Origin of the sequence: Emticicia sp. SJ17W-69 (genome assembly GCF_051209875.1) — a bacterium.
GTDB lineage: Bacteria > Bacteroidota > Bacteroidia > Cytophagales > Spirosomataceae > Emticicia.
The window spans coordinates 4,514,813-4,535,081 of record NZ_JBNTQY010000001.1; the positions used below are offsets into that span (position 1 = coordinate 4,514,813).

Consider the following 20,269-nt stretch of genomic DNA (forward strand, 5'->3'; position numbering starts at 1 on the left):
TTACTCCCCAGGATGATAAGTGCGTTCGGCATTTTTCAGCACATCTTCTTTGTAGAAAAGTACATCTTTGAATTTGCCTTTGGTGTACATTTCTAGTTGGTCATTAAAATGTTTAGACGTAACATCGCCACTTTCGCCACCTGCCAACAATGACTTTGCTTTGATTTTTGGTCCAAATTCAACTGCACATATAAAACTATTACCGCTTACACCGTAGCGTTTTTGAGTAGATGGATAATAGCGACTATTATAAGAAGGCAACATTCCCCATAATGCAGAAGCAAAACCCACTGGCACACTTGGTTGGGTATCATCATATTTTTGTTGAATATCTGATGAAACCCTTTGATAACGATTGATTTCTCCCCAAGGCATTTGCCATTTCCCATATTTCTTTTTTAAATCATTTACTACGGCCAATAATGGCGGCAAAACTTGCTCTGCCGTGGCTGAAGCGGCAAATCGTTTCGTGTTTTCTACTTGGTCAGTTTCACCTTCATCAATGTATAGCTTTTGTAAAATTGAACTTAATTTACCTGCCCATTCAATCGCCAAAGTGGTAGCCACCGAAGTCTCTGACGAATGATAATTCCATTTTTTCAATTCAGCAATTGGCTCGTTCAATGCTGCATAAAGCGTATCAGTAGATTTTACATTTTTCTCAAAAACATTAACTAATGCAGGAATCAAAACTTCAAAAGCAGCCAAATTGGTATCATATCCCGCTGCAATTACTTTCTCAATGGTATAACTTTTTTCTTTGTCTAAAACTTTCACGGCATTCACCCCTCTAAAATTTTCACCATCAGGAGCCATATAAGGTGGAAAATCTGTCTTCTTCGGGCTCATTTCCCCTGCTGCCGAAAATGGTGTAGAATTACAGTTTTGTAACCAACCATTCGCAGGATTATAAACATGAACCGTTTCATTCACAGTATGCAAACCTTTCCATTCAGTAGTTGATGTACTTCCGTCGATTACTTTCGCCCAATTTAATTTACGGTCACGCACAGGCACAAAATTTCCATGCCAATAAGCTATATTCCCTTTATTATCGGCAAAAACAGTACTATTTGATGTATTCGCTCGCAAATCCATCACTTTTTTATAATCCTCGAAACCTTTCGCTTTTGTCCGTTTCCAACTTTGAATCAAACTTGTCATCGAACGATTATACGATTTCAAGCTAATCCATTGATCATTGCGTTTAGCCATGATTGGACCATGATGCGTAAAATATGTCGTGAAAGTTTTGGTTTTCAAAACTTCACCTTCTTTGTAGCTAATACTTATTTTTTTCTGGGTAACTGGCTTTAATTGTTTGTCATATTCATAAAAATACTTCTCTCCTTTCTGCGTAATTTTCTCAGCATAAACGTCTGACACATCAACATTGCACGAAGTGTGCATCCAACCGCAAAACTCGTTAAAACCTTGATAGACAAACATTTGTCCCCAAGTTACTGCACCATAAGCATTCAAGCCTTCTTCGCTTGTTACTTGTACTTCTGGTCTGAAATAAAATGTTACATGCGGATTTATATACAAAATTGCATTGCCAGAAGCAGTAATTTTAGGTGAAAAGGCAAAACCATTTGAGCCAGTTTGATTTTCAGGATCTTTTGGTTCGGTAGTGTAAGTAATTTTATCTCCCGAATAAAAATTCTTTAACTCAGCAGTTGTGATATCAGCTGTGTTGATTGCACCAATACTTCCATCAGTCCATAAAAGTGGATACCACGGTTTGAATCGAGTAAGCATCGCTGGCTTTGTACTTGAATGCGTATATAAATAATAATTGATACCATCAGCGTAGGCATTCAATAATTTTTTCATCCAAGGTTCGGCTTTATTATAGTCGGCAATTGCCTCGGTGGTATCAATCAATAATCTGATTTGTAAATCATCATAAAGGCTTGATTCGCCTTTTACTTCAGCCATTCTGCCTAATTTTTCAATATAATTCATCTCTACACGCTTAAAATCATCTTCGCATTGAGCATATAACAATCCAAAAACTGCATCTGCATCTGATTTTCCATAAACGTGTGGGATTCCCCAATTATCTCGAATAATATTCACACGTTTGGCTTGTTGTTGATAGCGAGTGATTTCGGTTGGCGTAAATCTTATTGCTTTTTGAGCTGATAATGAAAAAGAAAATATGGTTAATAGAAGCAGTGCTTTCATAAGGGTTTGATTGATGAGTTTGTTGAACAAACATACAAATTTCCTTGCAACTTTGTAAAACAATTCTCTGAATTGTAATTTAATCAATAACACAATTCAGAGAATTGTGTTACAAAATATGCCATTACTCCCTATAATTTTAATTTCTCTACTCTTTTGATGCACCTTTATCATTTGTTTTCCTACTAAAAAAACCTTATTTTTGCACAAAATTATAGTCAAATATTGTGGACTGCTGACCATTGTCCGTGGACTACTTATAAAACACCCTTTATTATAATGGCACAAGATATTTTTGATAAAGCTCTCAACAATTTAGGTCCAATCGGAACGCAAGCAAAACTGCTAAACTCACATCACTATTATTCATTTCCAAGATTGACGGGTGAACTTGGTCCTTATATGGATTTCAACGGGAAAAGAACACTCAACTGGTCATTGAACAATTATCTTGGCTTGGCAAATCACCCAGAAGTTCGTCAGGCAGATGCAGAAGCTGCTGCTGAATATGGTTTGGCTTATCCAATGGGGGCGAGAATGATGACAGGAAATACTGATTTACATGAACAGTTTGAAAAGCAGTTGGCTGAATATGTAGGAAAAAAAGATTCTTTTTTGTTGAATTATGGCTATCAAGGTGTCATGTCTGTTATTGAGTGTATCGTTGATAGAAAAGATGTGATTGTATTTGATGCTGAATGCCATGCTTGTTTGATTGATGGTATTCGTTTACATAAAGCCAAAGGTGGACAATATTACCAATTTGCCCATAATGACATGGAAAGTTTTGAAAAAAACTTGGTGAGAGCCACAAAATTAGCTGACGAACAAGGCGGCGGTATTTTGGTAATTACTGAAGGTGTATTTGGAATGTCAGGTAAAGTTGGAAGTTTAGATAAAATTGTAGCTTTCAAAGAGAAATTTAATTTCCGCCTTTTGGTTGACGATGCTCACGGATTCGGTACAATGGGCGAAACAGGTGCAGGAGTTCCTGAACATTTTGGAGTACAAGATCAAGTAGATTTACATTTCTGTACGTTTGCTAAATCAATGGCAGCTATCGGTGCGTTTATTGCAGCCGATCCTGATGTAGTAATGTATTTAAAATATAATATGCGTTCACAAACATACGCTAAGGCATTGCCTATGCCTTATGTATTGGGAGGAATGAAGCGTTTGGAATTAATAAAAAAACACCCTGAGTTGAAAGACAATCTTTGGAAAATAGCAAACGCTTTACAAGAAGGTTTCCGTAATCGTGGTTTTGATATTGGCGAAACTACTTCTCCTGTAACACCTGTATTCTTACATGGCAATTATGACCTTCCAACTGTCACAAACTTGATTCGTGATATGCGTGAAAACATGGGTATTTTCTGTTCGGTAATTATCTATCCTGTTGTTCCAAAAGGTGTAATTATGCTCAGAATTATCCCAACGGCTGTTCATACGCTTGAAGATGTAGAATATACAATGAATTGTTTTGAACAAGTACAAGCCAAATTACAAGCGGGCGAATATGCACCAATGACATTAGCTTAATACGGTGCTAAATAAATAACTGATTTAGAGGGCTTTGTGGTTGAAATGAAAACAATTCTTTATCAAGTATTTACGAATTACCAAATTTAATATAGATAAGTCTTTTTACTTAATTTGTCAATCGTAGTTCTATTATGAAAGAAACCATTTTAATAATGATGTTAGTACCATCATTGGTTTTCGCTCAAATCGATACAACCAAATTAGTAAAAGTAAATAAAAACGAAATTTGCATAAACGCCTTCGAATTAGTCATCGGAGGCGTTTTGCCAATTAGTTATGAAAGATTTATTGATAACAATCAATCCATAACTGTAAAAACGTTTTTCCTTGACACCAACTATGGTGATTTTTCTGAAAATAATCAGCTCTTTAGTTTACAAACACAGTACAATTTTTATTTTTCAGAAAAAAAACAGAACGCAGGCTTTTTTGTATCTCCTTTTATGAAATTCACAAAAGGAAAGTACAAATACAGTTATGGACTTGATTTTGTTGATAATAGCTATCAAACTATTTATAGAACAGAAAATGTGAATGCTCTAATTGCTGGTTTTGGATTAGGATATAAATTGGTTTGGAAAAGAAAGTTATCATTTAGTTTCACAACTGATATTGGGCGTGTATTGAATAATTCTGGCTATTATCCAGATCATGGACCTATTGATTTCAGAGCGGGAATAAACATGGGAATTCGATTTTAATTTGATAAGAGATTTTTCTTATAGATACTCATTAATATATTTTTGTATCAAAATAATTGTTGCAGATACCATTGAAATGAAAGGTACTCGATAACTGTTTTATACTATTACAATTAAAAAAGTCTGGCTTTAGTCAGGCTTTTTTATTTTTTTACCTAAAAACTATCGTTTATTAAGCATTTTCATCTTAAAAATTTGTAAAAACTATCAATTTCTCTAAATTGCATGCAGTTTATCACGGTTTAGTAATTCAAAAACTTAAAATAATTCAATTCATTCAAACCCTTAAATTATTATCATGAATAAGTACAAAGAACTAACCGACCTTGTTGCTTCACTTTCAAGTGATTTTGACAAGTTTTATGACAAAGGAAATAATGCTGCAGGTACTCGTGTAAGGGCTGGAATGGCTACTTTGGCGGCTTGGGCAAAAGCTACAAGAGCCGAAGTACAGGCTAAGAAAAATGCTGGCAAAGCATAAAACTAATCTTGCCAAGTAGTCTTTATGTCAGTAGGTTAGTATATTTCTTATTTCCAAAATTTAGAGGATTACCAGAAATTATACATTCGAAAGGATGGTACATATAAACTACTTTATCATTGAAGAGGGTCTCGAATTTTTTCGAGACCCTCTTATTTTTCAATTTCTCTTTTGTTTGTATTAAATTTTAGTCAAGTGCATCAAAGTTGCCAAGCCTCTGATAGTTCGGCGAGAAGTGCCTTTAATATATACTTCACCTGTGATTTCAGCAATATGTTTTTCTCGGTCAATGGTCATTACCGTAAAAATCACCTCATAATCTGTGTCAACAAACATTGGAAACAAATACTCTGTTTCTTGTTTCATATAAATTGAGCCTTCTCCAGGAAATTCCATTCCTAAAATGCGAGTAAAAACACTGCTACTCAGATGCCCATGAATAATCGGACGCTTGAAGCGAGTGGTTGCTGCATATTCAGCATCTAAATGTAAAGGATTTTTATCGCCTGTTACTTCGGCAAATTTGATAACGTCTTCTTGTGAAAAACGAAATTCATGACGGTGGGTATCGCCTATTTCTAAGAGCATAATCGGTGTATTTTTCTTGAATAATTGCCAAAATTAAGCAAAAAATGCTACCTCAAGAATGAGATAGCATTTTTTATTACAATATCAATTATGAATGAGATTAGATGAGTGTCTTAAAACAAAGATTTTAGAGATGATATTTTGTGTATGAAAACTACTTATTTCGTCAAATTAACATCCATTGCTGGCATTGGAGCAATAACACCCTGTGCATCGAATTGGCGTTTGATATTTTCTTGCATGAAATAATATACATCCCAATAGTATTCACTTTTACACCATGGGCGTACATCAAACTTTGTAATTCCAGTTTCTAAACAATTAACCAATACATCTGTTTCCCTATCTTTCAATACAAGTGGGCAGCTATCAGCCACTTGCTTGACAACTTGTTTTACTTTATCAATACTTTCTTTACTCGAAACATTGTATTGCATATCAACCCTTATTACACCTTGACCAGAGATATTTGTAATAGGTCCAGCAGTAATTGAGCCATTTGGAATAATAATTCTTTTGTTATCTAAGGTTTTCAATACAGTTGTAAAAACTTGAATTTCTTCTACTTCTCCTGTAAAACCAGCTACTGAAACCAAGTCACCAACTTTGTAAGGTTTGAATATCAATACTAAAACTCCACTTGCAAAATGTCCAAGACTTCCTTGCAAAGCTAAACCTACTGCCAAACCAGCACCTCCAATCAAAGCAACAAAGGAGGTAGTTTCTATACCAAACATTCCAGCAACAGTAATAAGCAATACCACTTTTAATAATACGCTTACAACAGACCCCAAAAAGGGAATAATGCTTTCGTCAACATGACGATTACGCAAAACATTTTGCAGTAAATTTGAAATCCAACTAATGATTTTTAAACCGATAATCAGCGTTAAAACTGCCAATAAGATTTTTGGTGCATAGCTTACGGCCATTGAAGAAAATTGTGCGATGTATTTTTCCATATTTTTAAGAATAATAAATTTTTGTTTTTAGACATAAGATTGAAAATAAAGTAACAAATCATTCTAAAAACTCATAAAAAACTACCTTTCTTCAATATGGACAATCGTTTGCAATTACCAACAATTATGATTAAACAATTTTTCAAACGATTGCATGGAGGTTTTTATAGGCTTCAATATTATTAAACAGAAAAGTTAAGCACAAAAACACTATTTTTGAGTATAAAATTATTCAAAGAATCATTTATCAAACAAATACACTTGTTTGAATGATATTCATAAATCTTTTATAAAAAACTATTCAATCTAAAACTAAGAAAACAATGACAACCCTCAAACGGCTTGGCTTTATGCTATTCTGTTTGCTTATTTTTAAGCAATCTTATTCTCAAGAAAACATTCCTCTTCCCGAACATCCAAGACCAGATTTTGAGCGGTCAGAATGGCTGAATCTCAATGGCAATTGGGCATTTGAATTTGATAAAAATGATGAAGGAGAAAAGACACAATGGTATAAAGGCACAAAGAAATTTACAAAAACCATCAGTGTTCCTTTTCCGTGGGGTTCACCTTTATCAGGCGTAAAAGACGAAGCTGATATTGCGTGGTATAGCAAAAGTATCACTATAAAACCTGAATGGAAAGGCAAACGTGTTTTTGTAACCATCGGGGCTTCGGACTGGAAAACAACCGTTTGGCTCGATGGGAAAGAATTAGGAACTCATCAAGGAGGATATACACCTTTTTCGTTTGAACTAACTAATTTAAAATACGGAACCAAACAAAATTTGGTCATAAGAGTTGATGACAAACGACGTGATTTTACTTTGTATGGTAAACAAGGTTATGGTAATGCTCGTGGACTTTGGCAAACAATTTATGTGGAGGCTCGTGGACAAAACTTCTTAGAAACCCTACATTTTACACCTGATGTTGATAAAAATCAAGTAAAAATTACAGCTTATTTGGCGAGTCCTTCAAGCAAAGACCTTGATTTGAATGTAGAAATTGGTGGAAATCAAAAGGTTTCAGTTCATGAAACTTTTCCAAAAAATACAACTGAGTACTCATTTATCATTCCAATTTCCTCTCCACGTTTATGGACGCTTGATGATCCTTATTTATATTCGGCTACTGTCAAATTAGGTGATGATGAAGTCAAATCCTATTTTGGTATGCGTAAGATTTCTACAGCTTATTTGCCAAATACCAATTATATGTATGTCGCTCTTAACAATAAGCCGATTTACCTACAATTAGCTCTCGACCAATCTTATCATCCTACGGGTTTTTATACTTTCCCAAGCGATGAATTTATGAAGAATGAAATTCTTTTGGCTCGAAATATTGGCTTGAATGGTATTCGTACACACATCAAAGTTGATGTTCCTCGAAAACTTTATTGGGCTGATAAATTAGGCGTTTTGGTGATGTCTGACCTACCGAATTTCTGGGGAGAGCCTGATAAAAACGCCCAACAAGAATCAGAATACACGCTCAAAGAAATGATCAAAAGAGATTATAACCACCCCGCAATTTTCTCTTGGATCACTTTCAATGAAACATGGGGGTTGAAAACAAAAAAAGAAATTGATGGTAAAAAGCAGAGTATCTATTTGCCTGAAACCCAAAAATGGGTAGCTTCTGTTTATCGTTTAGCCAAATCTTTGGATGCTACTCGCTTAGTAGAAGATAATTCGATTTGCTGTGGTGCAGGTCATACCGAAACAGATATAAATTCGTGGCATGAATATTTGCCAGGAGAAGGCTGGGAAAAACACTTAAAAACAATTGATGAAAACACTTTTGTAGGTAGTGAATTTCATTACGAAAAAGGCTATAAACAAACTGATGTACCCAACATCAACTCAGAATGTGGCAATGTTTGGGGCTATGAAGGTAGCACAGGTGATGTAGATTGGAGTTGGGATTATCATCGAATGATCAATACTTTTAGGAAATATCCTAAAATTGCTGGTTGGCTTTATACCGAGCATCACGATGTAATTAATGAATGGAATGGCTATTTCCGATTTGACCGCAGTGAAAAAGAAACGGGTGTTGGCGAGCTAGTAGAAGGCATGGCAATCAAAGATTTTCATTCAGATATTTATTTATCAACGGGCAATGAAATCAGTCGTAGTGTGAAGCCCAAAGAAGAGGTTTCTGTACCACTTTATTTATCAGTTATGACTGACAAAGATTTGGGCAAGAGTCTCAATCTGAAAATTCAACTCTATGGCTATGATGCTTTGGGGCAAAAGAAATCTTGGGGAAACACAAGCAAAACTATTCCTTACCAAGCATGGTCTCAAAAGGAACTTGAACCACTCAAACTCACAATGCCAGATGAAAAAGCGGTTGTAATTGCTGCCTTAATTTTAGAAGATAACGCAGGAAATATTGTTCATCGAAATTTTACAACTTTTATTATTGAAGGTAACAGTCCAACCGAAATAACGCTTTTAAGTGGCAAAAAAGCTAAATTAATAAACATTGAGCCAAAAAACTTTAGTGATGCACATTGGAGCAAAAAGCAATGGAATGTATTAAATGGTGCAAAAGTAAATGGTGCTGGTGCTGGTTATTTTGAATATAAAATCAAAGTGCCAACTGATGCAAACTTGGCTAATGTTATAAGTGCTTCATTCGTAGCAGAAGTTTCAGCCAAACAACTTTTTGTGAAAGACCTGGAAAATTCACAAATAAAAAATACTGATTATATGTTGGGAGCAAAAGCCGAACCAAGTCAAAACAAAAACGCATACCCAATGACTGATGCTTCAAGGTACCCAACTGCTGTAAGCGTAAAAATCAATGGTATTTTTGCTGGAAGATATGACTTACCAAATGACCCAGCCGACCATCGTGGTATTTTATCATGGCATTATCAACCACAAGACCGTAAACTTTACGAAGCAGGTTCTTATGGCTATCGTTTAGGTGTAAGTATTCCTCAAAAAGCACTTGAACAAGCTCGTTTAAGTGGTGAATTGGTTATCAGACTTGAAGTGGATGAAAGTTTGGCTGGTGGTTTAGCTATTTACGGCGATAAATTTGGCCGCTATCCAATGAATCCAACAGTGATACTGGTTTATTGACTTAACAGGATAGATTTAAAAAACGAGGCAGCTAAATAATGGCTGCCTCGTTTTTTAATGAAATATTTTTAGCTCCTCTTTAGAAGTAGAAGGGATATTAATTCGCCTTTGGTGCAGGATTGATAATTACTTCTGCTGGTTTTCTTGGATGAGCTACTGACGGAGAAACAATCGGTGCTACACTCGGTTGAATCGACTCTATATTTGGTTGCGTTGTATCATCCATCGGTACTTTTGTATCTTTAATTGATGCCTCACATTGCTTAATGGCTGCAACTGATTCTTCCATTAATCCTTCTTTAGCTGCTTGATAATAAAATGACATCGCTCTTTTAAGCATATCGGCAGTAGCCGCAGGTGTTCGCTGTCTCCAAGCCAAGCGTTGAAGTTCTGCACCTTGAGCAAGGGTAATATGAGCGAGTTGACCACGATTAGGATCATTGGCATTTAAGCTAATCAATTCAACCAAATTCTCTTTGGCAGGCTGAAATCGCTGTAAGGCAAAATAATCTTTAAATTTTTGCGTAAGATACAAAGCATGAGAGCTATTCTTAATTTGTTCAGTAATTTGACTTGAAGCTTCAAATTCTGGTAACTTTGCACATTCACGGTAGCGAAAAAAAGCGTCAAAATAACGTCCTGCTTTAAAATAAGTATCAGCTTCATCAAGCAAATAAGCCCTTGATTGAGCATTGCTTGATATGGGTAGTAAAATAACCCAAGAGTTGAGTGCAATAAAACGAAGCAGTTTCATACCTTTATAATAGATTTAAGCTAATAATTAAACAAAAATAGTATAAGTAAAGGTTTGGTGTCAATAAATTAGGCGTTAGATTAAATAAATTTTTATTTAGCTATTTTATAACGAAAAAGAATGTAAAAATATTGATTTTTTTCATTAAAAACGAATTAAACTTTGCAAAAATTATCTTCAGAAATACAATCATTTATTTCCAAAAATAGCGAAACTACCATCATTCAAAGTCACAAAGGGTTTATAGAAACTCCTTTTGATTATCTATTTTTACCAGAAAAAAAACTACTTTTTCACTGTATTTCATTGGATATTGAAGTAATTCAACCTTTATTCTTTCAAGAATTAAGCAATTTTTTTGCCAAAAAAAAAATTAAACTAATACATCTTTGGGAAGACGTTTGGCTAAGCAAACAGGACATTGTAAAATCAAGGATACTTTCGTTGCTTGGAAAATCTGAAACGATTCCTGCTCGCCTCACACAAGTGAGAAGAATTGACAAACCAACGTTGGATAATTTCCTGACAGTTAATCATTTACAAGGCACAGTTGGAGCAAAACTCAAGTATGGTTTATTTTTACCTGAACGCTATTTTCGGGTGATTGATACAAATACGACCAATCAATCAATCACGCAATCGCTCAATCATTCAAAAGAACTTTTGGTAGCAGTCGCTTCCTTTAGCAATGCAAAAAAAATTGTGCGTGAAGGTAAAGAATTTCGTTCTTATGAATTGATTCGGTTCGCAAACCTGAAAGGTTTTACGATAGTAGGGGGATTAAATAAGTTGCTGAAAAACTTTATTCATGAACAAAATCCTGATGATATTATGACATACGCAGACAGCGATTGGTCGGATGGATCAAACTATGAAAAAATAGGTTTTGAAAGAATTGAACAAACACCCCCATTAGCATTTTCTATTGATAATCAGACATTTATGAGAAATTTGATTAGTAATCCTCACTCCCTACCCTTCTCCTCAGAGGCGAGAGCAATTATTTATAACTCAGGAAATTGGAAGTTTTTAATGAAGCTAAAACATGATTGATGCTAAAAATACAAGTCCTTCTGACGACATTCCTTTGGTTGTAATTTTAGGACCAACTGCATCGGGGAAAACTAAATTGGCTATCGATTTAGCAACAAAAATTGATGGAGAAATTATCAGTGCGGATAGCCGACAAGTTTATCGAGGAATGGATATTGGCACAGGCAAAGACTTTGCTGATTATCTCCCTTTTTTTGCACAAGATGAAAAATCAACTTCGGGAATTGAAAGACTTCATTTGGTAGATATTATTGAAGCAGGAGAAAGCTACAACGTAGCTTGGTTTCAAAGAGATTTTCAGCAAGCGTATAAGGCTATTATTGCTCGCCAACGCACGCCTATTCTTTGTGGTGGCTCAGGAATGTATATCGAAGCTATTTTGCAAAATTATGAAAATACACAAGTCCCTATCAATCAATTACTTAGAGACAATTTAGAGCAAAAAACTGACGAGCAATTACAAGCATTATTTAAAGAAAAGTACAAAAACGACAACCAAAAGCCCGATACTTCTACTCGCAAGAGATTGATTCGGGCGATTGAGATTGGTGATTGGATGTTGGAAAGAGAAATCAATCAATCAGAATCCAACAACATTCCGTTCAGCATAAAGCATTCAATAATCTTTGGAATTTCTATTCCTGTTGAAGTTCGGCGTGCGAGAATCACCAAACGTTTAAATGAACGCCTTGAAAATGGCATGATTGAAGAGGTGAAAAATTTGCTTGAAAAAGGAGTTCCACCTGAAAAACTAATATTCTATGGGCTTGAATATAAGTTCATTACGGAATACCTCATGGGTCAGTTAGGTTATGATGAAATGGTAAAACGCCTAGAAATCGCCATTCATCAATTTGCTAAACGTCAAATGACTTTTTTTAGAAGCATGGAACGTAAAAACCTGAAAATCAATTGGTTAGATGGGTTACTATCCATTGAAATACTAACCGACCAAATATTGAATTTCATTAAAAATGAAAGGAATGATGTTTGATAATTGTACAAAACTTATATTTGCAGTGCAGCACAATTTTTCAAATTGTGTTTAAGACAAAGTAATAAATTTATAAAGTTTGTCATGTTATCTCTTTTTACTGAATACTTGAACCAAAGTAATGAAAAAAATAACTTCTTTAACTTTTGCTTTTTTTATCACAAACATTGTTTTTGGGCAAAGTAGGACTTTGGTTTTTTATGATATAAATCAATCGGCTGAAGTATCCATTTTATTGAATAAAGCTCAAGAAAAAAAGATAGTTTTAGACACAACCTCAAACCCAACAAAATTCACTGAATCGCATCTTAAACACTATACAGCAGTAGTTTTTCTTTCGACTTCTATCAATCGTTTAGATTATCGACAATCGGCTGAATTTCAACGTTTTATGCAAGCTGGAGGGGGATTTGTTGGTATCAATACAGCCATCGAAAAATCGCATAAATGGCTGTGGTATAATAAAATGCTGGGTGGTGTTTTATCAGAAAATCAATTAGATAACAAAATTCAGTTGAGTGTCATTACCAATGCCTCTATTGGAAAAACCGAATTGCCTCCACTCTGGAAAATAGAAGATAAACCCCTAATAATCAATGCACTACCCGTTAAATGTAAGCCAATATTATTAGATGTGATGGGTAAAACTTGGGCTTGGTACTACACTACAGAAGAGGGTGGAAAAATGTTCTATACCGCATTAGGAGGAGAAATCTCTGTTTATGAAAACTCCAATTTTATTAATCATTTATGGGCAGGAATTGAGGAAGTTTCGGCAAAAAACTTACCTGATTACAGCAAGATTGCTGACAGTGCTTTACCCAAAGAAAGTAGTTTTTTGAAGTTAAAACTATCAGAAAGTTTAGAAAATCCTGTTGCTTTAGCTACAACTCCTGAGGGCAATGTCTTGATGGCCGAACAAAGTGGTCAAATAAAACTATACCATTCTCAGAAAAGACTAACAAAGTTGATTGGAAAAATAGATGTATCAAACCTTAAAGCTATAAAACTCGACCCTGAATTTACTCAAAACAATTATGTTTACACTTTTTCTGAAATGGGCAAAGATGACTATAAAATTGGACGTTTTCAAATGATTGGCGATAGTTCGGCTATTTTGACCGATTTTTCGAGTCAATCTTCAACAGCTTTGACAAAAACCATTGTTTATAGTTTTGCTAAGAGTGAAAAAGCACCTTATCATTTCCCAAAATATTATGATGGAAAATCTTTTCGATATGATAATGAAAAAGGCTTAACTATTGAAACTTTTGATGATGATGGAAATATCAAGAATATTGAACCTTTTTTGCCAAACATCCGCTTCAATTTTATCAAAGATATGGCATTCGGAGCTGATGGAGCTTTATATTTTTTAGAAGATAATCAACTATTAAAAATCGATTATTCTGAAACAAATCGTAAGCCTTTTGCTATTGCATCGGCTGATGTACAAACTGGTAATTTTCCATTAAAAGTAAAGTTTTCATCGGCTGGTTCAATAGACAATGACCCAAATGATATGCTAAAGTTTGCATGGAATTTCGATGGTAAAAATACCTCCACCGAACCTAATCCTGAATTTACATTTACTAAATTGGGAGTTTATGAAGTTAAGCTGCAAGTAACTGATAATCAAGGAGATACTGCTGATGCTTTTGTGAAAATACAAGTTAATAAAGCTCCTGTGAAACGGAAGTAAATCGCCTTATTTTGTTGGAATCTCAATAATAAAATTAGTAGCCATAGCCGTATTTTCTACCTTACATTTAAGTTTTTCTCCTTCTTTTTTTATAATCAAATGCAATTGCATTTGGTTAGTTTGATTATGAATCAATTCTTCTAAAATCTTAAAAGCAAAGAGTGGTTTTACTTGAATCTGCTCGGTATTGAGATTTTCTTCTATTTCATGAAAAAAAACAAAGGTCTCGCCTAAGCGTTTTTTTTCTAATTGAAGGTATAATAGTAGTGTTTCTATTTCTTGCGATAATGAAATATGTTTTTGCTTAGAACTGTTTGATAAAGATTTCAATAAATTGGTAAACTCGGTCAGATACTGAGCAGCTTCCATAGGGCTATGTAGCAAAATATATTGCTTAATGGAATGTAGATTGCCATATAAGAATTGTTGATTGCCCATAATTCCCTCCAGTTCTTGGATTCGTTCCAAGATACTCGATTCAGATTTTTTCTTGTAATATTTTAATAAACTCAAAAACAGGCTGATGAAAAACAATACTAACATCGCTCCATACCAGAAAATGTCGGAGAGCATTAACAGCATTGCATGGAGGTATATTTTCATCTAAGGGTTAGCTATTACACCAAATCTATTCATATAGATTTAATGTAGAAAGCCACAATTATTATTTGGTAGGTTTTGTGGGAAATTTGGTAGGTTTGAGCAGAAATTTGGATTTGCTATTTCAGAAGTGCTTTTTAGAAAGCGAAACGCAGATTTTTGTAGTAAGTAAAATGAAGCTTTGCTTATTTTAAAAACCCAAAAATCTGCGTCCAGTGATTGATATTGATTACACATTAAATCTAAAGTGCATTACGTCACCATCAGCTACTACATATTCTTTACCCTCGATGCGTAAACGCCCAACTTCACGGCAAGCCGCTTCTGAGCCATACTTTACGAAATCAGCATAAGCAATTACTTCAGCTTTGATAAATCCTTTTTCAAAATCAGTATGAATCACGCTTGCTGCTTGCGGAGCTTTCCAACCTTGTTGGATTGTCCATGCACGTACTTCTTGTACACCTGCGGTAAAATAAGTACGTAAATCTAACAATTTATATGCCGAACGAATCAAACGATTAAGCCCTGGTTCGGCTAAACCATATTCTTCCAAAAACATGGCTTTGTCATCAGGGTCTTCCATTTCAGTAATTTGTGCTTCTACCGAATTATTCAAAACAATCAGTTGAGCATTTTCTGCATCGGCTGCTTTTTGTAAAACTTCTGAATATTTATTGCCCGTGTGCATCGAAGCTTCATCGACATTAGCTACATAAAGCACAGGTTTAATAGAAAGCAAGCATAAATCGGCAATTGCAGGCAATTCTTCTTTTGCTAAACCCAATTCACGTACGTTTTTACCTTGTAAAAGCCATTCTTGGCAACGTTTTAAGATTTCAAATTCAGCTTTTGCTTTGACATCGCCCCCTACTCTTGCTTGTTTTTCTATCTTTTGAATTTTCTTTTCAATACTTTCCAAATCTTTCAATTGTAGCTCAGTATCAATAATTTCCTTATCACTTACAGGATTAATATCACCCTCTTCACGCAAGATATTTTCGTCTTCAAAGCATCTTACCACATGAATGATGGCATCTACTTCACGAATATTTCCTAAAAATTTATTTCCTAAACCCTCGCCTTTACTTGCCCCACGCACCAAGCCTGCAATATCAACGATTTCGATTTGTGTAGGTACAATTCTATTGGGTTTTACGAGTTCTGATAATTTGTTCAAACGCTGGTCAGGCACATCAACCAAACCTACATTTGGGTCGATTGTACAAAAACGATAATTGCTCGCCTGAGCTTTTGCACTATTAGATACTGCATTAAAAAGTGTTGATTTTCCGACATTGGGAAGTCCTACGATACCGACCTGTAAAGCCATATTTTGAAGTGCTAAAGCACAATTAAGAATTTAGAATTTAGAATTACGAATGGTTCGTTATTTAACGAGTTACTTATTTTAGGGTGCAAAAGTAACATAAAAGCCTCAAAACCGCAAAGTCTTTTCTTTATCGGTCAATATAAGTTTGATGGATTTACAAAAAAATATCTTTCCAAACGCCCAAATTAATGGGTGTCCAGAAAGATATTCATACTTATTAGGAGTAAATGCAATAAAGTTTACTGATGCTAACTCACCAAAAAACTATTCCCATTTAAGATCTGAGCCACTACTTGCATAATCTTCTATGACAGTAGTATCACTTGAATCAACGCTTTCGCCGTTTGCGAATTGGTCATCATGTTTAAATTGATCAAAATCATAATCGGGCATTAGCTCGGTTTTGATATGATCAACTGTTTCTTGAAGAGCTTCAAGAAATTTGTTAAAATCTTCCTTGTAGATAAACATTTTGCTCTTCTCAAACACAAATCCACCATCTTTTTGAAAACGACGGCTTTCAGTGATAGTTAAATAGTAGTCACTCGAACGGGTGCTTCTGACATCAAAAAAGTAAGTTCTTTTACCTGCTCTTACACGCTTAGAGTAAATTTTGTCTCTGTCTTCTCTTTCCACAATCCTGTTATGTTTTAGGGGTTTAGAATGATTGCCAAATATAAGATTTTATTATTTTATGAAAAAAAAAATATTATGTTTTTTAGTGAATAGTTACATTATTTTTATTTCAAATACGATTAAACCAACAATTATCAATTATTTTGATTTTGGCACGAAATTTTTGATTGTTTTAATCGTTGCAAAAAATTTCGTATCTATGCACTTCAGAACAAAAACCTAACCTATGATGATCATTAGAAAAGTACGTTTTTTACTAATCTTTTTTTTAATCAAATATGTTCCATTATATAGCCAGCAAGTACCTTTAGGGGCTGAAGTTTTCGGTGCAGCCTCATATTATAGCAGTAAATTTTATGGCAAAAAAACAGCCAGTGGAGATATTTTGAATAGAGACGAGTTCACCTGTGCTCATCCAACTTTGCCTTTTGGTACGATGCTTGAAGTAACTAACTTGGCAAACAATAAATGGTGTATTGTTCGGGTTAATGATAGAGGGCCTTATGCTCATGGGCGAGTCATTGATGTCACTCACAAAGCAGCAAGACATCTGGGAATGTTTGGCAGTGGTATTATTAAAGTGAAAATAACTGTTGTGGGTGATCATAGTACTATATATATTGGAAGACCACAATTTGTTTTTGAAAATTCAACAGATTTAGTGAAAGATGAAGATACAGAACAACCTCAGATTCCATTAAAGCAAAAAAAACATGTTGTTAAAATAAAACCCAATAAAAACATCAAAAAAAAGAGAGCAGCTCGAAAGAAAAAACATAAATAAATTGAATGACGAATATAAAAAGAGTTGTTCTCTGTCAAATTTAAAAAAAATTAGTTCTTTTACTTAATTATCAATATTTGATAATTAATAACTGATAATTGATAACTGAAAAAATGCTTGATTTAGCAAAAATACGAGAATACGGTAATATTGAATTTCTTGCCAAGCAGTTGGTTGAAGGGTTTATTACAGGATTACATAAATCGCCATTTCACGGCTTTTCGGTCGAATTTGCCGAGCATCGTCTTTATAATACGGGCGAAAGTACACGCTATATTGATTGGAAGGTTTTTGCAAAAACTGATCGTTTGTATGTAAAACGCTATGAAGAAGAAACCAACCTTCGTTGCCATTTATTGATCGATACTTCTTCATCGATGTATTATCCTGAGAAAACGAATGGCAAAATTACGTTTAGTACCATGGCGGCTGGAGCATTGGCATACACACTACAACGACAACGTGATGCGGTAAGCCTCATTACTTTCTCTGATGGCATTGAGATTCAGACACCCATCAAATCAACACCATCACATATACATAAAATATTTTTAGATTTATCCACACTTCTACAAAAGCCTAAGCCTCAAAAAAGGACTTCGGTGGTAGAAACACTACATGAAATTGCTGAAAAAATTCATAAAAGATCGTTGGTCATCATTTTTAGCGATATGTTTGATGACATCAACAATTCTGAAAGATTATTTTCAGCCATGCAACATTTGCGTCATAATTTGCATGAGGTTTTGCTTTTTCATGTGACTGACAGAAATACAGAAGAAGATTTTAATTTTGAAGAGCGTCCTTATGAATTTGTGGATTTAGAATCGGGCGAAAAAGTAAGGGTTCAACCTTCGCAAGTAAAAGAGCAATATCAGGCCTCAATCAAAGAATTTTATCATGATTTAAAACTAAAATGTGGGCAATACAAAATTGATTTCATTGAAGCTGATATTGCACAAGGCTTTGATCAAATTTTATCAGCTTTCTTAGTAAAACGAGGAAAAATGAAATAGAAAAGTTAAGATTTTTTAGTAAAAAACTCGCAGATATATATAATACTTGCGAGTTTTTTTGTTGTTTCTCTACTTCTTCTTAAAAAATCATTAATCTTGATATGTATCTGCTCCTGATTTATTATATCTACTCAAAAGTTTTAGAACTATAAAAGCTAGTTTGAAAATTCAAAACTTCACAAATATTGGCAAATTAAGGCAAAACCATTTTATCATCGACGCAATATCTCCAAGCTGTTTTACTCAAATTTGCCTACCCCTCTCTTAACCTAGTAGAAATACTAAAACTTTATTCTACTGGTATTTAGCCTTAACACCATTCAAAAAGAAGCTTTTATCTTTGAAATGAATTCAGGATAACAAAATATAACTCCTCAAATAGCTTAGATTTTTGTTATTCCAAATTTTAATAAATATAAAATTACAGTTTTAACCATCAAATAAAAACATGAAAGCTACCATTCAAATACTTTCGATTATGGCTATTTTCATGATTGGTTTAGGGTTAAGTAGCACTATTGCACAAACCGATACAAAAACTGACAACCATAATGTTGGCATTAACATTCCTGAAGTAGCTCTGTTAGACATGGAATCTTTTGTATCTAAAAACCTTAATTTTTTTTTAATAGCTCCAACTGAGGCTGGAAAGCAGATTACAGCACCTGGTAATAGTACAAGCATTTGGTTAAACTACTCTTCGATTGTAACGGCTTCTGGTGCTGATGCCACACGATTGGTAAGTGTAAAGGCAAATCTTACTATTCCTGGAATTGATATTAAAGTTACAGCAGGAGCTGATGCTGGAGCTGGGGCTGGAACAAAGGGTACACCTGTGGCAAGTGCAGTCACACTTACCACTGCTGACCAAACAATCATTTCGGGGATAGGCAGTTGTTGGACAGATACTGGGATAAATAAAGGTCATCAACTAACTTATGCGGTTGGACTTGCTTCGGCGGCTACGTATAGTAGCCTATTTTCTGGAATCACTTCTGTTACGATTACATACACATTGTCGGATAATTAATTTCCTATAGATATACCACCACATAACTTTTACAATTTTAAAAATCACACAATTTTATTACAACTATTTTGATGAAAATACTCTTTTTTTTCATTAAAAAACCAAAACTTCTTGTTCCAAATCTTAAAAAAGTTTACAGTAAAAATTTCAATTTTCAATTAAAAAACCAACAAAAAAATGAAAACTACAATTCAAAAACTCTCGATTATGGTTATTTCCATTATTGTTTTAGGGCTAACTAATTCCATAGCTCAAGATACAAAAACCGATAACCATACGATTATCATTAACATTCCCGAAGTAGCTCTGTTAGACCTTGAATTATCGACAAGCAAAAACATTTCTATGAATTTTACAGCTCCTGTCGAAGCTGGAAACTCGCTTGTACCACCCGCTAATAATACAAGCCTTTGGTTGAACTACTCTTCGATTGTAACGGCTTCGGGTGCTGATGCTTCACGATCGGTCAGTGTAAAAGCGAATGCTACTATTCCTGGGGTTGATATTAAACTCACAGCAGCGGCTGATGCAGGAGCTGGAGCTGGAACAAAAGGTACACCTGTGGCAAGCGGACTCACACTTACTACATCTGACCAAGCAATCATTACAAGTGTAGGCAGTTGTTGGACCGACACAGGCATAAGTAAAGGACATCAGCTTACTTACGCAGTTGGTCCTACTTCAGCAGCTACGTATAGTAATATCGTTAGCGGATCAAACACGATTACTGTTACCTACACTTTGTCGGACAATTAATTCCATATTAGGTGAGTTGTATCACCATACAACTCACCCAATT

At 34.6% G+C, this 20,269-nt stretch carries 18 protein-coding genes; 11 read left to right on the top strand and 7 right to left on the bottom strand.

The window, feature by feature from the left end:
- Positions 1-2,190 carry a penicillin acylase family protein gene (locus ACQUQZ_RS18400; RefSeq protein WP_435356552.1) on the bottom strand — a complete coding sequence of 730 codons (2,190 nt, stop codon included), beginning with the start codon at positions 2,188-2,190 and terminating at the stop codon, positions 1-3.
- Positions 2,191-2,469: 279 nt separating this feature from the next.
- On the opposite strand from ACQUQZ_RS18400, the gene ACQUQZ_RS18405 reads away from it, so the two are divergent.
- From ACQUQZ_RS18405 to ACQUQZ_RS18415, 3 genes are all read left to right on the top strand, one after another.
- Positions 2,470-3,732 carry an aminotransferase class I/II-fold pyridoxal phosphate-dependent enzyme gene (locus ACQUQZ_RS18405; RefSeq protein ID WP_435356553.1) on the top strand — a complete coding sequence of 421 codons (1,263 nt, stop codon included), beginning with the start codon at positions 2,470-2,472 and terminating at the stop codon, positions 3,730-3,732.
- Between the two features lie 134 nt (positions 3,733-3,866).
- Entirely contained in the window at positions 3,867-4,436 is a 570-nt protein-coding gene (locus tag ACQUQZ_RS18410) for a hypothetical protein (protein WP_435356554.1), read from the top strand.
- 298 nt (positions 4,437-4,734) lie between these two features.
- Entirely contained in the window at positions 4,735-4,917 is a 183-nt protein-coding gene (locus tag ACQUQZ_RS18415) for a histone H1 (RefSeq protein WP_435356555.1), read from the top strand.
- A 180-nt stretch (positions 4,918-5,097) separates the two neighbouring features.
- Here ACQUQZ_RS18415 and ACQUQZ_RS18420 read toward each other — a convergent pair whose 3' ends face one another.
- Together ACQUQZ_RS18420 and ACQUQZ_RS18425 are read right to left on the bottom strand one after the other, a co-directional pair.
- Positions 5,098-5,505, bottom strand: coding sequence for a MaoC family dehydratase (locus ACQUQZ_RS18420; protein ID WP_435356556.1), 408 nt, complete (start codon positions 5,503-5,505; stop codon positions 5,098-5,100).
- Positions 5,506-5,663: 158 nt separating this feature from the next.
- Positions 5,664-6,467 (bottom strand): mechanosensitive ion channel family protein, encoded by an 804-nt coding sequence (locus ACQUQZ_RS18425; RefSeq protein ID WP_435356557.1) that lies wholly within the window; start codon positions 6,465-6,467, stop codon positions 5,664-5,666.
- A gap of 323 nt (positions 6,468-6,790) precedes the next feature.
- Here ACQUQZ_RS18425 and ACQUQZ_RS18430 point away from each other — a divergent pair, with 323 nt between their 5' ends.
- Positions 6,791-9,568 carry a glycoside hydrolase family 2 protein gene (locus ACQUQZ_RS18430; protein WP_435356558.1) on the top strand — a complete coding sequence of 926 codons (2,778 nt, stop codon included), beginning with the start codon at positions 6,791-6,793 and terminating at the stop codon, positions 9,566-9,568.
- Positions 9,569-9,665: 97 nt separating this feature from the next.
- Here ACQUQZ_RS18430 and ACQUQZ_RS18435 read toward each other — a convergent pair whose 3' ends face one another.
- Positions 9,666-10,322 (bottom strand): hypothetical protein, encoded by a 657-nt coding sequence (locus tag ACQUQZ_RS18435; RefSeq protein ID WP_435356559.1) that lies wholly within the window; start codon positions 10,320-10,322, stop codon positions 9,666-9,668.
- Between the two features lie 162 nt (positions 10,323-10,484).
- On the opposite strand from ACQUQZ_RS18435, the gene ACQUQZ_RS18440 reads away from it, so the two are divergent.
- The 3 genes from ACQUQZ_RS18440 (at position 10,485) to ACQUQZ_RS18450 (ending at position 14,071) form a co-directional block, all read left to right on the top strand.
- Positions 10,485-11,375, top strand: coding sequence for a hypothetical protein (locus ACQUQZ_RS18440; protein WP_435356560.1), 891 nt, complete (start codon positions 10,485-10,487; stop codon positions 11,373-11,375).
- Positions 11,368-12,369, top strand: coding sequence for a tRNA (adenosine(37)-N6)-dimethylallyltransferase MiaA (miaA, locus tag ACQUQZ_RS18445; protein ID WP_435356561.1), 1,002 nt, complete (start codon positions 11,368-11,370; stop codon positions 12,367-12,369). Before ACQUQZ_RS18440 ends, miaA begins: the two co-directional genes overlap by 8 nt.
- A 121-nt stretch (positions 12,370-12,490) precedes the next feature.
- Positions 12,491-14,071, top strand: coding sequence for a ThuA domain-containing protein (locus tag ACQUQZ_RS18450; RefSeq protein WP_435356562.1), 1,581 nt, complete (start codon positions 12,491-12,493; stop codon positions 14,069-14,071).
- Positions 14,072-14,077: 6 nt separating this feature from the next.
- On the opposite strand, the gene ACQUQZ_RS18455 is transcribed toward ACQUQZ_RS18450, so the two are convergent.
- From ACQUQZ_RS18455 to ACQUQZ_RS18465, 3 genes are all read right to left on the bottom strand, one after another.
- A complete protein-coding gene (locus ACQUQZ_RS18455; RefSeq protein ID WP_435356563.1) occupies positions 14,078-14,674 on the bottom strand; it encodes a histidine kinase in 597 nt (198 codons plus the stop codon).
- A gap of 226 nt (positions 14,675-14,900) precedes the next feature.
- Positions 14,901-16,004 (bottom strand): redox-regulated ATPase YchF, encoded by a 1,104-nt coding sequence (ychF, locus tag ACQUQZ_RS18460; RefSeq protein WP_435356564.1) that lies wholly within the window; start codon positions 16,002-16,004, stop codon positions 14,901-14,903.
- 264 nt (positions 16,005-16,268) lie between these two features.
- Entirely contained in the window at positions 16,269-16,640 is a 372-nt protein-coding gene (locus tag ACQUQZ_RS18465) for a DUF3276 family protein (RefSeq protein WP_435356565.1), read from the bottom strand.
- Positions 16,641-16,866: 226 nt separating this feature from the next.
- Between ACQUQZ_RS18465 and ACQUQZ_RS18470 the strand changes: the two genes are divergently transcribed.
- The 4 genes from ACQUQZ_RS18470 to ACQUQZ_RS18485 all read left to right on the top strand — a co-directional run bounded on the left by ACQUQZ_RS18470 (position 16,867) and on the right by ACQUQZ_RS18485 (position 20,226).
- Positions 16,867-17,424, top strand: coding sequence for a septal ring lytic transglycosylase RlpA family protein (locus ACQUQZ_RS18470; protein WP_435356566.1), 558 nt, complete (start codon positions 16,867-16,869; stop codon positions 17,422-17,424).
- 113 nt (positions 17,425-17,537) lie between these two features.
- Positions 17,538-18,440 carry a DUF58 domain-containing protein gene (locus ACQUQZ_RS18475; RefSeq protein ID WP_435356567.1) on the top strand — a complete coding sequence of 301 codons (903 nt, stop codon included), beginning with the start codon at positions 17,538-17,540 and terminating at the stop codon, positions 18,438-18,440.
- Positions 18,441-18,888: 448 nt separating this feature from the next.
- Positions 18,889-19,470, top strand: a complete 582-nt coding sequence (locus tag ACQUQZ_RS18480) for a hypothetical protein (protein ID WP_435356568.1) — start codon at positions 18,889-18,891, stop codon at positions 19,468-19,470.
- A 177-nt stretch (positions 19,471-19,647) separates the two neighbouring features.
- Positions 19,648-20,226, top strand: coding sequence for a hypothetical protein (locus ACQUQZ_RS18485; RefSeq protein ID WP_435356569.1), 579 nt, complete (start codon positions 19,648-19,650; stop codon positions 20,224-20,226).
- Positions 20,227-20,269: the final 43 nt, after the last annotated feature.

Bases quoted from the DNA above. Each gene is read 5' to 3' on its own strand.
- ACQUQZ_RS18480 (WP_435356568.1), top strand. From the start codon at position 18,889: ATGAAAGCTACCATTCAAATACTTTCGATTATGGCTATTTTCATGATT.
- ychF (WP_435356564.1), bottom strand. From the start codon at position 16,004: ATGGCTTTACAGGTCGGTATCGTAGGACTTCCCAATGTCGGAAAATCA.
- ACQUQZ_RS18400 (WP_435356552.1), bottom strand. From the start codon at position 2,190: ATGAAAGCACTGCTTCTATTAACCATATTTTCTTTTTCATTATCAGCT.
- ACQUQZ_RS18420 (WP_435356556.1), bottom strand. From the start codon at position 5,505: ATGCTCTTAGAAATAGGCGATACCCACCGTCATGAATTTCGTTTTTCA.
- ACQUQZ_RS18450 (WP_435356562.1), top strand. From the start codon at position 12,491: ATGAAAAAAATAACTTCTTTAACTTTTGCTTTTTTTATCACAAACATT.
- ACQUQZ_RS18470 (WP_435356566.1), top strand. From the start codon at position 16,867: ATGATGATCATTAGAAAAGTACGTTTTTTACTAATCTTTTTTTTAATC.
- ACQUQZ_RS18475 (WP_435356567.1), top strand. From the start codon at position 17,538: ATGCTTGATTTAGCAAAAATACGAGAATACGGTAATATTGAATTTCTT.
- ACQUQZ_RS18425 (WP_435356557.1), bottom strand. From the start codon at position 6,467: ATGGAAAAATACATCGCACAATTTTCTTCAATGGCCGTAAGCTATGCA.
- ACQUQZ_RS18410 (WP_435356554.1), top strand. From the start codon at position 3,867: ATGAAAGAAACCATTTTAATAATGATGTTAGTACCATCATTGGTTTTC.
- ACQUQZ_RS18430 (WP_435356558.1), top strand. From the start codon at position 6,791: ATGACAACCCTCAAACGGCTTGGCTTTATGCTATTCTGTTTGCTTATT.
- ACQUQZ_RS18405 (WP_435356553.1), top strand. From the start codon at position 2,470: ATGGCACAAGATATTTTTGATAAAGCTCTCAACAATTTAGGTCCAATC.
- miaA (WP_435356561.1), top strand. From the start codon at position 11,368: ATGATTGATGCTAAAAATACAAGTCCTTCTGACGACATTCCTTTGGTT.
- ACQUQZ_RS18455 (WP_435356563.1), bottom strand. From the start codon at position 14,674: ATGAAAATATACCTCCATGCAATGCTGTTAATGCTCTCCGACATTTTC.
- ACQUQZ_RS18485 (WP_435356569.1), top strand. From the start codon at position 19,648: ATGAAAACTACAATTCAAAAACTCTCGATTATGGTTATTTCCATTATT.
- ACQUQZ_RS18435 (WP_435356559.1), bottom strand. From the start codon at position 10,322: ATGAAACTGCTTCGTTTTATTGCACTCAACTCTTGGGTTATTTTACTA.
- ACQUQZ_RS18415 (WP_435356555.1), top strand. From the start codon at position 4,735: ATGAATAAGTACAAAGAACTAACCGACCTTGTTGCTTCACTTTCAAGT.